Origin of the sequence: Bradyrhizobium sp. YR681 (assembly GCF_000282615.1) — a bacterium.
Taxonomy (GTDB): domain Bacteria; phylum Pseudomonadota; class Alphaproteobacteria; order Rhizobiales; family Xanthobacteraceae; genus Bradyrhizobium.
The window spans coordinates 1-12,172 of the sequence record NZ_AKIY01000330.1 but is presented as its reverse complement, the minus strand read 5'-3'; the positions used below and the strand labels follow the sequence as shown (position 1 = coordinate 12,172).

Genomic DNA, 12,172 nt, shown 5'->3' with positions numbered 1-12,172 from the left:
CTCAAGGATGAGCCGGGATGGGCGACACATACGACAATTCCGAATTTCGGTAAAGTGGAATATTTTTGCGGGGAGGGGTTGACGGGGTGGCGGGTGTTTTGCCCGACGGTCCATCCAGAGTGCATTGAAACTCAAAGTGCCAACATCCCTAGACGGCCTGCCTGTTTACGCTGAGAGTCCCGGCATAGTCATTTCCTGCTCGGCCGCTTGGACTTATAGAGATCACCTTGGCGCTCTCTTCCATCTCGATCCAACAGCATTCGCCGAGCGCGACTGGCAAGGTAAGACAGCTCGTCCAACGTTCGCAGCAAAGTCTCGCGCTGTTCGGCGCTGCCACCCGACTCGTCACCTTGATTCGAGAGCAGTCGAGTAACAACGTTAGGAAGTATCTCTACTTCGATAGAATTTGGTGCATACGCCCCTAGTTGACCTAAGTCCGCGCTACTGCCTCCGACAAATCGGAGTTCTGTCGAGGCAATATCTGCGCGTGGCACGTCGAAGGGATCATCCTGTCGCAATAGATCGCGAACGATTCGCCTGCCGGCGGCGTTAGCATATGTGAGCACATTGCTTTCATCGAACAACGAGGCGCAAATTCCAAACCACGTTGCGGCACCATCCAACCAGCCGTCAAACTCGCGTGCGGATCGAATCATTTCAAACGAGCCGTTGCCAGCCATCGCCAACATGAGACCTGCCAAAAATTGTGATCGAAGGTCAGCTTCGCCACGACGTTTGAGATCAGCAAGAGCTGCATTAAAGCGATTAATTCGCTCCTCCCTAGATGCAGCAAGCATCTTCTCCAAATCAAGCTCAGGCCCCGCAATCTCGGAAAGCGAGCGAAGCATTTCCGGCCGAATTGCTCGTGCCTCAACCGCCTCTCTGATGAACGACGCAATCGGGCCGCCGTACTCCTGAAGCGATCGCCGCGGGAGAAGCCTCGTTGTCGCGATATTGACCAGCCGCCATGCAACACTAATGCCCCCGACGTTCCGATCGGTAGCTAGATCGCCTCGACTCGCACGTGTCGTCATCCATTCTTGAAGAACCCAATGGAATGCTGCCTCGCTGTAACCTGCAAGAACGGTTTGACCAAGCGCCAAGGATAGCGAAGACTGCAGCAGCGGAAGCACATTACTTGGCCTCTCTGCTTGTCGCGCGGCCGCCATCCAAACATCGGCGATACCTGCTCCAGCCACCATTCTCGCAATCTGCATCTCATTGCCACGTTCGCGATCTGCATTGTCGAGAATATCAATCAGCTCGAGCGGCATCACCCTGAAGTACGCCGTGAACGGCCGAACCGTCGTGCTGTAGGTCGAAACAAATGCAAAGAATTCCTGGAGGTCGCGCTCGGCGACGCAAACGATCGGGCGTGCGTTGGATTTAAGATCCGGCCATGCCAAGGTTACCTCGTTAGGCTTCCGTCCGTGAGAATCCGTATCACGCGGTAGGGTAGGATCTCCCGCGACAGCCTGAGCCATCCAGTTGACAAAATTCTCTCGACTTAGGCGACGCGCCGTAATTGCTGTCATAGGAAAAGGTCCTTTAGATTTGGCTCTCCCGGCTTTGTGATTTCACAGGCCTCAAGTCCCTTTTCAAAGTAGCCCGCCAAACCCTCCTCATGATACACTACCAACGTTGTTTTGGCTCTCGTTACTGCCGTGTAAGTCAAGTTCTTCTGGGTAGCGAACTTTTTCAGTTTATCGGCGGCCATCAGGTGAACAGCTCTAAATTCGAGACCCTTTGCACCTTGCACAGTCGTCACAACCACAGGCCGACCTGAGATAATCGCAGTATAGGCACCAGCACGCTGAACCTGCACCTCTCCTCCGATTTCGCTTGCACAAATCTGCTCCGCGACTGCCTTTAGATCCTCCGCTCGTGGGCATAGCACCCCGATCATCTCTCCCGGATAAGCCTGCAGCTGGGTCTTTATCCGCTTCACAGCTTCTACGACCTGAGTATCAATTTTAAGCTGTCCAAGCACTTCAACTGTAGAGGGATATGCGGCCTCATCATAGTTCGAGGTCGCCTCCATGCCGCTGGGGTGGTCTATAATGTTCTTGATTCCATCCGCCACCCTGCAAATCTTGATGCCGTTGCGATAATGGTGATGAAGCGTTGCGGTCTCTGCACCAAGCTCCGCCAACTTCTCTAGGGCTCCAGTTTTCTTGGTGATACGCTGATTGTTGTCACCGACGGCAAAGATTCGCTCGCCGAACGAGCGAACTATGCTGACTTCATCCGCAGAATAATCTTGCGCTTCATCAAGAAGAATCACGTCGTAGACGTCTTCTGCCTTTTGCATAGCGGCAATTTCGCCGAGCCTTGCAAACATCTGATCGCGAATCTTGTCGAAATCCTCGTCTTCGTCGATCGAAATCCCGTTGGCACTCAAAATCTCGTAAGCCCACCGCATAAATGTCTGCACCTTGTCAGCTGAAAACGGATAATGCGCAGTGCCCGAGGCGATGAATTCTTTAAGCACACGCCCAAAGGCGAGTACCTTGATGTTTGTACTACCTTTCTTGTGAAGATAGCTTGCGCGCAGCAGCAGAAGATTCGTTTTGCCGCAGCCGGGCGGGCCCACCACAAGGTGATCAACATCATCGCTGAGCGAAATCACCTTCCTTTGCTCGTCGTCAAGCTGACTAAGATCCTTCCACCAAGAAGACTCCATCAAACACCTCCCAAGCCTTCAAGGTGTAGCGGGCCTTCCACGCCCTGTTGCACTTGATCCAAGCACAGAAACAGCGCCGCCCCGATCCGATCCCCGATCGTGTTCGAACTATACGGACCCTTGAACACTTCAACCAAGTTATCGGGATCGATAAACGTACCGGAACTCGAAGCGGACGCAGTGATCATCACTGCGATAGCCTGGGCATCAACGTCGATCACGTCAACCGCAATCTTTAGTTGCAATTCTTTTGTAAGCTGAAGGCTTTCAGACGGCTTAAGGCGGATCGAGAGCATCGGGGAATTCCGACCGAGTCTTGTTACTTCGACCGGCGGGATCAGCGAGGCATTGGCCTGCCTAATTCTTCGAACTTCTATCTTCAATCCATCAATAACAGTATCAAGAAGTTCACTGGCAGCTGCTGTATCCTGTACCGGCACAGCCGTCTCAGCCGTCGCAAGAAGAATTCGTTGACCAACACGTCTACGAGCCTCTTCAGCCGCTGGCATCGCTTGAGGCGGCCGAAATGAATCCCACTTGACGAGGTCGAGCCGTTTAGCCGGATCCTTAACCAACGACATGCGACAGGCGTCGACAAGATATGACGGGGCGGTCTCGCTCGCGACGTTTGGGAGTTCGTGCTGAACCGCGTTTACCAGAGCGGCATATGGATTGACGAACTCTTCAAATATTGGCCGTCGCATAATTAAATCGTGCAGCACGGCGCCAACCTGATAGATCGCCAGCGCGCGCCAACCGTCAGCGTCGTTTGCTTCATCTCGCAGCAGAAACTCCGGCGAACTGTACTGCAAAGTTCCGACGAACAGGCGCTGACCATCAACATCGGTGACGCCGGCCTCTCCGATCGGCTTTAAGACCCCGAAATCCAGCAGTACCAGTCTACTCAAGTTTTCGAGGAGAACTATGTTGGCAGGCTTGATGTCCCGATGAGCTAGATTCAAAGACTCTAAAAACTCGCACGCCGAAACAAGCTGCTCTATCAGGCTAGGAATGTTAGCCTCCGGCACTCTCGCTAAGCACTTGCTGAGACTGGGACCATCCAGAAATTCCATAACGATAAAATGGTTCTCACTCTCCTTATCCACCCCACCACCAAGAAGGCGAACCATATTTGGATGCTTCTTTCCAAGAAGCGTCAGCTCACGTTTGATGCGACCGAGTTGGGTTTCATCTCCATACCGCTGAATGATCTCGTCATCGAATATCTTCAGAGCGACCAAGCCGTCCTTCCCAGTTGCTCGAAAGACTGCCGCCGACTTTCCGTGGTCGATTAGAGATTCAATAGTCCAAGACTCTATCGTCTTCCCTCGAAATCGATCTTCCCATTCTTTTGCTTTGGCAGAATCCACGCCCCCGACCTCCGGTGAAAAACGCATCAGCTTACAAAAATAGAACTATGGGATCTTCACTACCTTAGGTCAATAAGACGATCGCGCAACCTGCGTTGCCGCGGGGCGGCCAACAAACATCTAGCTCGCTAAGTGACCGGTGCACTTGCAGCGAGAACGAGCTGTCATTATTGCAGATGAGAAAGTTAGGATTGCCGGAGAATACAGCTAACGCGCCCGCGTTCTCCTCGTGATACCCCCCGCGATCGACGAGCCCTCGGTCGCAAATTTTAACAGTACAAGAGAGATTAGCCCGTTAGTTCGATTGAATGACAGGCTCTAGTTTCCTTGCGGGAGCAGTCCGTAGTTTGGACCGACCATGGAGGCTCAGGAAATTTTGGTAGCGGGAGAGGGACTCGAACCCCCGACCCCAGGATTATGATTCCCGTGCTCTAACCAGCTGAGCTACCCCGCCACAGGGTCGCGAACGGCTGTTACGGCCGATCTCGCGAACGCGCGGCATATAAGGAAGGGGGCGGCGGGCTGTCAATCCGCCTTCGCTAAAGCTTCGGCGGGACAAGGCTCTTTGGGGTGGAAAAGCGATCGATTTGACGCCGGATTCGTCCATTTCGGGCGTCAGACTCGTGGAGGGTTCCCCCTCACCCAAATCGCATCTGCGATGCGCTCCGGCCTCTCCCCGCAGGCGGGGAGAGGCGAAGGAAAAAAGAGCTATTTCGGCCTCACGGTCGGGTCGCCGCCGGGGCTGCCGGGGGGCGGAATCACCGGGGTGTTGCCGCCGGTGTCGGGGGCCGGGGCGTGCATGTCGGGGTCGACGCCTGAGGGCGGGCAGAGCACGCCGTCGGATTTGGCCAGTTTGTCGCCGAGCGGTTCCCGGGACTGGCCGGTGGTGGTGGTGCCGTCGGGCGCGGTGGTCAGCCGGTCCGAGGGGGCGCAACCGGTGGCACGCTGAGTCTGGGGCGGCGCGGTCGCTTGCGGCGGCGTTGCCGGGGCGGGCGGGGCCTGCGCGATCGCGGCGCCCGAGGCGGCGATCAGGAGGCTGGCCAGAATGATGTTTGATGTTGTGCGCATGGGAGGGAAACGCGCGGATCAGGTCCCGCGTTCCCGTGGTGCGATCACGATTTGACGTAGCGGATCAGCGAAAAGTGTCCCATCGGCGGCATCGGCCTGCGCTCGGCGAGGGTCACGCCGCCGTGCCTGGCGGCCCAGTTGACGAGGCGGTCCCACGGGAATTCCGGGCGCCAGCCGAGACGGCGGGCGATGGGGGCGAAGGCGAGCTCGAACAGTTTTCGCGCGCCCGCCTCGGCGCCGATGTGGTTGACCAGGATCAGCTCGCCGCCGGGCCTGAGCACACGCACGAACTCGTCGAGCGTGCCTTCGGGATCCGGCACGGCGGTGATGACATATTGCGCGACCACCGCGTCGAAGAAGTTTTCGGGGAAGGCGAGGTTTTTCGCGTCCATCACCGAGAGCACCTCGACATTGGACAGCCGCATCGTGCGCACGCGGGCCTGCGCCTTGCGCAGCATCGGCTCGGAGATGTCGACGCCGCAAATCTTCGTGGTGCGCGCATAGTCGGACAGCGACAGGCCGGTGCCGACGCCGACGTCGAGGATGCGGCCGCCGATGCGGTCGGCCTCGGCGATGGTCGACTGCCGTCCGGCGTCGAAGACCTTGCCGAACACGAGATCGTAGACCGGCGCCCAGCGGCCATAGGCCTTCTCGACCCCGGCCCGCGAGATGTCTGCTGCCATGCCCCCTGCCCTTACTTCACCTCTCCCCCACGGGGAGAGGTCGGATTGCGCAGCAATCCGGGTGAGGGGCGTGGAGTACGGCGAGACCGTAACCCCTCACCCGGATCGCATCCAACGATGCGATCCGACCTCTCCCTGCGGGAGAGGTGAACCCAGCCCGACCAGCTGCGCTAAATCTCGTCATCGATTAGCCGCGGACGGCTTCGGCCAGCGGGCGCGACGTTGGGGCGCCGACCTTGGCGGCCGCGCTTTGAATAAAACCGCCGCCGAGCACGCGGGCCTGGCCCGAGGCTGCGTCGTAGAACACGCAGGCCTGGCCGGGCGAGACGCCCTCCTCGCCGGCGACGAGCTCGACCTCGTAACGGCCATTGCTGCCGCGCAGCCAGGCCGGCTGCGGGCTGCGGGTCGAGCGCACGCGCACGAACATTTCGAGGCCGCCGCCGATGGCGCTGTCGATATCGCCGCCGCCGATCCAGTTGACGTCGCGCAGCGCGATGCGGTGCATCTTCAGCGCCTCGCGCGGGCCGACGACGACGCGGCGATTGGCGGCATCGAGGCGCACCACGAACAGCGGCGCACTCGCGGCGATGCCGAGGCCGCGGCGCTGGCCGACGGTGAAATTGGCGATGCCGTTGTGCCGGCCGAGCACGCGGCCGTCGAGATCGACGATGTCGCCGGGGTCCATCGCGTTCGGACGCAGGCGGGTGATGATGTCGGTGTAACGCCCCGTCGGCACGAAGCAGATGTCCTGGCTGTCGTGCTTGTCGGCGACGGACAGGCCATAGCGGCGCGCCAGCTCGCGCGTCTCGGGCTTGGACATGTCGCCGAGCGGGAAGCGCAGGAAGTCGAGCTGTTCCTGCGTGGTGGCGAACAGAAAGTAGCTCTGGTCGCGATCGCTGTCGGCGGCGCAGACCAGCGCGCGCGAGCCGTCGCCCTGGCGACGCGAGGCGACATAATGGCCGGTGGCAAGCGCTTGTGCGCCGAGCTCGCGCGCGGTCTTCAGGAGGTCGCGGAACTTGACGCTGCGGTTGCACTCGATGCACGGCACCGGCGTTTCACCCAGCGCGTAGCTATCGGCGAAATTGTCGATGACGGACTCGCGAAAGCGATCCTCGTAATCGAGCACGTAATGGGGAATGCCGAGCTTGGCGGCGACGTCGCGGGCGTCGTGGATGTCCTGGCCGGCGCAGCAGGCGCCCTTGCGATGGGTCGCCGCGCCATGGTCGTAGAGCTGCAGCGTGATGCCGACGACATCGTAGCCCTCGGCCTTCAACAGCGCAGCCGTGGTCGAGGAATCGACGCCGCCCGACATGGCGACGACGACCCTGGTGTCCTCGGGACGGCCTTCGAGATCCAGACTGTTGAGCATGGGCCTTAAAGCGTTGTGACGGCGGTGTTGGCGATCCGCGGATTGGCTTCCGGCGGGACATCGGCGATCCCCGGGAACTGCGGTTCCCCCGGGGGGCACGACTGCCCGGTCGAAAGCGGCTGAGAGCTGCCTCTTTAATATAGGCGGCCTTCCGGCGAAGCAATCACAGGGGCGGCCTGCTTAGGGCAATTCTTGCCGGGGAGGCAGAAATGGCGGGGCTTCGCGCGGCCTCGCGGCGGGGGCACCAATCCGTCAATCCATTGATTTTACTAGATAAAACTACTCTCCGCGAGGCTGGCCCGCTCCTTGCTACCCTTATGCCGAAGATGTTTCCAAGGGGTTCGCCTGTGGTCGGTCGTACGTCAGATGTCGCGGCAAGCGTGCAAGTCCAGAGCACGCAGCAGAAGACTGCGCGGTCGCAGAGCTCGAAAGACACCTCCGCAAGCGATTCCTTCGGCTCGCTGGTGGACAGCAACACCCAGGCGATCAGCAACAACGCGGCCTCGCAGGATACCGCGCCGCGCCGGAGCGATTCCGCCTCGTCCGCGTCGGACAAGAGCCCGCGCGACACCGCGTCGACCGACCCGTCCTCGCAGAGCAGGGCCAGCGACGACAGCGACAATTCCGCGTCCGCCAGGAGCGACGCTGCGGCCGATGCGGCCAAAGATGCAGCCAAGGATGCAGCGAAGGATCAGGCCAAGCCCGCCAAGACCAAGGACAAGTCCGGGACATCAGACGCCAAATCGGCGGACAAGTCGGACGATTCCAAGGGCGACAAGGCCGACGACGGGATTGCCGCCGTCGATGCCGCAGCGACCGCGCAGGCCGACGCGGCGCAGACCGCCGTGCCCGATCCCGGCGTCGTCGTTGCCACGCCGGTCGTGCCGGTCGATCCGAACGCCGCCGCGAGCCAGGCCACCGATACCGCGGCCTCGCCGCTGACTATCGCCGCCGCCGGCCTCGCCGCCAGCGCCTCCACCGCGGCCCAGATCGCAGGCGGCAAGGCCGACAACGCGACGGCGGGCGACAAGAGCGCCAGGACGGCCGGCGCGAAGGTCGATGCCGACACCACGGGCACGCTTGGGAATGCCGCCGCCGGCACGACCGACGGCACCGCGACCGACGCCAAGACCAATGGCGGACTGATCGCCGCCGTGGACCAGGGCACGCCGAAAACCTCGTTCAAGGCCGTCGCCACCGCGCAAGGGCAGACCGACGCCTCCAATATCGGACAGGACGCGGGCAAGGCGAACGCAGCAACGACGCAGACAGCCGCAACGGCCGCCAACGCCGCCGCGCATCCGCAAGGCTCCAAGCCGGACGCCGAGGCCGGCGCGACCGAGGCGAAGGCCGGCGCCGCCGAGCACAGCGCCGATGCGACGCCCGCGACGGCCAATACACACGCGCATGCGGGCGCGCAGGCCGCCGCTGCCACGACCGACACCAGCGCGCAGGCCGCGTCCGCCATCCAGGCGCCCGTGACCAACGCGACGTCGGCCGCAACCGCTTCGACCGCGACGCTCACCGCGACCGCAGCAACCTCCAATGCCGTGCCGATCAGCGGCGTGCCGATCGAGATCGCGGCCGCCGCGCGCGCCGGCAAGACCCGCTTCGACATCAGCCTCGATCCGGTCGACCTCGGCCGCATCGACGTCCGCATCAATGTCGACCGCAACGGCCAGGTCACCTCGCATCTCACCGTCGAGAAGCCGGAGACGCTGCAGATGCTGCGGCAGGACGCGCCGCAATTGCAGCGCGCGCTCGACGATGCCGGCCTCAAGACCGGCAGCAACGGGCTCTCCTTCAGCCTGCGCGACCAGAATTCGTCGGGCCAGAACTCCGGCCAGAACAACGACAATGGCGGCAATGCCCGCCGGCTGATCATCAGCGAGGACGACACCGTTGCCGCTGCGCCCGTCGGGCGCGGCTACGGCCGCATGCTCGGATCGAGCAGCGGCGTCGACATCAGAGTGTGAGGAGTATTCGATCATGGCCACCACGAATGCCGCCACCGCCCCGTCCGTCGTCTCCGGCACGACCGATATCCCGAAATCCTCCTCGTCGAACTCGCTGAGCTCGACGACGGGATCGACACTCGCCGGAAACTTCCAGACCTTCCTGACGCTGCTGACGACGCAGTTGCAGAACCAGAACCCGCTCGATCCGCTCGACACCAACCAGTTCACCCAGCAGCTGGTGCAGTTCGCCGGCGTCGAGCAGCAGCTCAAGACCAACGACTCGCTGTCCCAGCTCGTCACCCTGCAGCAGACCACGCAGGCGACCCAGGCGCTCGGTTTCGTCGGCAAGACCGCCCTGGTCGACGGCACCACCGCGACCATGACGAAATCGTCGGCGACCTGGCATCTCAACGTGCCCTCCGACTCCACCGTCGACATCACCGTCGCCAATTCCACCGGCCAGACCGTGTTCACCGGCAAATATACCGCCGCCGCCGGCACCGACATTCCCTTCACCTGGAACGGCATGGGCAATGACGGCACGCAATGGCCCGACGGCAAGTACACGATCTCGGCCACCGGCAAGGACGTCGCGAACAACAATGTCGGCATTGCCGCGCAGGTGCAGGGCGTGGTGTCCTCGGTCGACCTGACCCAGTCGCCGCCGCTGCTCACCATCGACGGCGCCAGCTACACGCTGAGCCAGGTCAAGAGCATCATCGCCACCAGCAGCAATTGAGGCCCGCGCGGGCCGCTACACATTCGGTGTCATCCCCGCGAACGCGGGGATCCATAGCCACAGGACGTCGTTTTCGCGTGAAGCCGTAACCCCGAGTCGTCGTCAAACTGCTCCCTGGGGTTATGGGTCCCGGGCTCGCGCTCCGCGCGCCCCGGGACGACAGTAGAGGGCTTTGCAGCATCGCGCTCAGGCCTCGGTTTGTTAGTAAAGTATTTACGTTCTGCCCCGCTTGGCCGGCTGAAATGCGCTTTCAGCCCTCCGGGCCGGTCGCGTTCCCGCAAGTTTCAACGAGAATTGTATTGAAGCCTTAGGCTTAGCGGATTTTTAAGCCGCCGGGCGTAGGGTTCCTGAGTGAGTTCAGTGGTTGAGAGTTTGTGAGTACGCCATGACAGAACCCCATCGCCCGAGGGTAAAATACGTCATCGGGCCGGACGGCAGTCCGCTGACGATTGCAGATCTGCCCGCGCCCGGCACCAAACGCTGGGTCATCCGCCGCAAGGCCGAAGTCGTCGCCGCTGTGCGTGGCGGACTTCTCTCCCTCGAGGAGGCCTGTAGCCGTTACACCCTGACGGTCGACGAATTCCTCTCCTGGCAGTTTTCCATCGACCAGCACGGTCTGGCGGGTCTTCGCACCACCCGCATCCAGCAATATCGCCAGTAAGCGATCCGGAAAACTGCGGCTTTTGATGAAAATCGGCCTCGCCCTGCGAGGCCGATTTTTGTGATGTTTACTTTTGGCGCGACTTTTGTCCGAGCTCTTAACCTTCGTTAACCATATCGAAACCATCACCTAGGCAATAATTGCCCACTCGACCGCTCGGTTGCCGGTCGAAGCTTCGGGGCGGTTGCTTGCAAGGTCTGGCTGACTTCTTAAAGGGTATCGGCGCCGCCCGCTTCGGGGCGATGATCGCGGTCACCGCCGCGCTCATCGGCTTTTTCGCGTTCGTCATCATGCGGGTCACCACGCCGCAGATGACGACGCTGTTCACCGATCTCTCGGTGGAAGATTCCTCCAGCATTATCAAGGACCTGGAACGCCAGGGCATCCAGTTCGAGATCCGCAACGAGGGCACCATCATCATGGTGCCCAAGGACAAGGTCACGCGGCTGCGGATGAAGCTCGCCGAGGGCGGCCTGCCCAAGGGCGGCGGCATCGGCTACGAGGTGTTCGACAAGTCCGACGCGCTCGGCACCACCTCCTTCGTCCAGAACATCAATCATCTGCGCGCGCTGGAAGGCGAACTCGCCCGCACCATCCGCGCCATCGACCGCATCCAGGCCGCCCGCGTCCATCTCGTGCTGCCCGAGCGCCCGCTGTTCTCGCGCGAGGCGCCGGAGCCGTCGGCCTCGATCGTGGTCCGGGTCCGCGGCGCGCTGGAAGCGCAGCAGATCCGCGCCATCCGTCACCTCGTCGCCTCCGCCGTCAACGGACTGAAGCCGCAGCGGGTCTCGATCGTGGACGAGGCCGGCTCGCTGCTCGCAGACGGCGCCGCCACCGATCCGGAACAGGCGGTCGGCGACGAGCGCCGCACCGCCTTCGAGAAGCGGATTCGCAAGCAGGTCGAGGACATCGTCTCCTCGGTGGTCGGCTCGGGCCGCGCCCGGGTCCAGCTCTCCGCCGATTTCGACTTCAACAAGATCACCCAGACCTCGGACAAGTTCGATCCCGAGGGCCGCGTGCTGCGCTCGAGCCAGACCCGCGAAGAAAGCAGCATGACCGCCGACAACAACGGCCAGGTCACCGTCAACAACGAGCTGCCCGGCAACCAGCAGAACAGCGGCGTCGCGGCCAAGGACCAGAGCAAGAAGACCGAGGAGACCAACAATTACGAGATCTCCCGCACCACCAAGACCGAGGTGACCGAGGCCGGCCGGGTCAACCGCATCTCGGTCGCGGTGCTGGTCGACGGCATCTACACCAAGAACGACAAGGGCGAGCTCGCCTACACCGACCGCACCAAGGAGCAGCTCGACCGCATCGCGACCCTGGTGCGCTCGGCGATCGGCTTCGACCAGAAGCGCGGCGACCAGGTCGAGGTCGTCAATCTGCGCTTTGCCGATGCCCCCTCCACCGCCCCGATCGCCGAACCCTCCGGCTTCCTCGGCATGCTCCAGTTCACCAAGGACGACGTCATGTACTTCGTCGAGCTCGGCGTGATGATGCTGCTCGGCCTGGTCGTGCTGTTCCTGGTGATCCGCCCGCTGGTCAAGCGCATCCTCGCCTCCGACGAGGTCGCCGCCGCCATCTCCGGCGTCCTCGCCGGCCCCGCGGCTTCCGAAGAGGCTGCGCCCGCCGGCGGCC

Annotated in this window: 10 protein-coding genes and 1 tRNA gene; 4 read left to right on the top strand and 7 right to left on the bottom strand. The window is 61.8% G+C overall.

The window, feature by feature from the left end; all coding sequences use genetic code 11:
- Positions 1-188: 188 nt before the first annotated feature.
- The 7 genes from PMI42_RS35735 to mnmA form a co-directional block, all read right to left on the bottom strand.
- Complete coding sequence (locus tag PMI42_RS35735; protein WP_035967718.1) at positions 189-1,406, bottom strand: hypothetical protein; 1,218 nt, start codon at positions 1,404-1,406, stop codon at positions 189-191.
- 125 nt (positions 1,407-1,531) lie between these two features.
- On the bottom strand, positions 1,532-2,683 hold the full coding sequence (locus PMI42_RS35730) for an ATP-binding domain-containing protein (protein WP_008144513.1): 1,152 nt from the start codon (positions 2,681-2,683) through the stop codon (positions 1,532-1,534).
- Positions 2,683-4,053: a serine/threonine protein kinase gene (locus PMI42_RS35725; protein WP_008144510.1), complete on the bottom strand. Its 1,371-nt coding sequence runs from the start codon at positions 4,051-4,053 to the stop codon at positions 2,683-2,685. The genes PMI42_RS35730 and PMI42_RS35725 overlap by 1 nt, the downstream gene beginning before the upstream one ends.
- A 377-nt stretch (positions 4,054-4,430) precedes the next feature.
- Positions 4,431-4,507 (bottom strand) — tRNA-Met (locus PMI42_RS35715).
- Between the two features lie 254 nt (positions 4,508-4,761).
- Positions 4,762-5,121 (bottom strand): hypothetical protein, encoded by a 360-nt coding sequence (locus PMI42_RS35710; protein ID WP_008144508.1) that lies wholly within the window; start codon positions 5,119-5,121, stop codon positions 4,762-4,764.
- Between the two features lie 44 nt (positions 5,122-5,165).
- Positions 5,166-5,804 carry a class I SAM-dependent methyltransferase gene (locus tag PMI42_RS35705; RefSeq protein ID WP_008144506.1) on the bottom strand — a complete coding sequence of 213 codons (639 nt, stop codon included), beginning with the start codon at positions 5,802-5,804 and terminating at the stop codon, positions 5,166-5,168.
- A 187-nt stretch (positions 5,805-5,991) separates the two neighbouring features.
- Positions 5,992-7,173, bottom strand: a complete 1,182-nt coding sequence (gene mnmA, locus PMI42_RS35700; protein ID WP_008144504.1) for a tRNA 2-thiouridine(34) synthase MnmA — start codon at positions 7,171-7,173, stop codon at positions 5,992-5,994.
- Between the two features lie 347 nt (positions 7,174-7,520).
- Here mnmA and PMI42_RS35695 point away from each other — a divergent pair, with 347 nt between their 5' ends.
- The 4 genes from PMI42_RS35695 to fliF all read left to right on the top strand — a co-directional run.
- The gene (locus PMI42_RS35695) at positions 7,521-9,149 is read left to right on the top strand and encodes a flagellar hook-length control protein FliK (RefSeq protein WP_035967709.1); all 1,629 of its coding nucleotides are present in this window, start codon (positions 7,521-7,523) and stop codon (positions 9,147-9,149) included.
- 13 nt (positions 9,150-9,162) lie between these two features.
- Positions 9,163-9,870, top strand: a complete 708-nt coding sequence (locus PMI42_RS35690; RefSeq protein WP_008144499.1) for a flagellar hook assembly protein FlgD — start codon at positions 9,163-9,165, stop codon at positions 9,868-9,870.
- A 385-nt stretch (positions 9,871-10,255) separates the two neighbouring features.
- Positions 10,256-10,531 (top strand): CtrA inhibitor SciP, encoded by a 276-nt coding sequence (gene sciP, locus PMI42_RS35685; protein ID WP_002714638.1) that lies wholly within the window; start codon positions 10,256-10,258, stop codon positions 10,529-10,531.
- A 188-nt stretch (positions 10,532-10,719) separates the two neighbouring features.
- Positions 10,720-12,172: flagellar basal-body MS-ring/collar protein FliF (fliF, locus tag PMI42_RS35680; RefSeq protein WP_035967719.1), on the top strand; the 1,453-nt coding region annotated here is incomplete at its 3' end.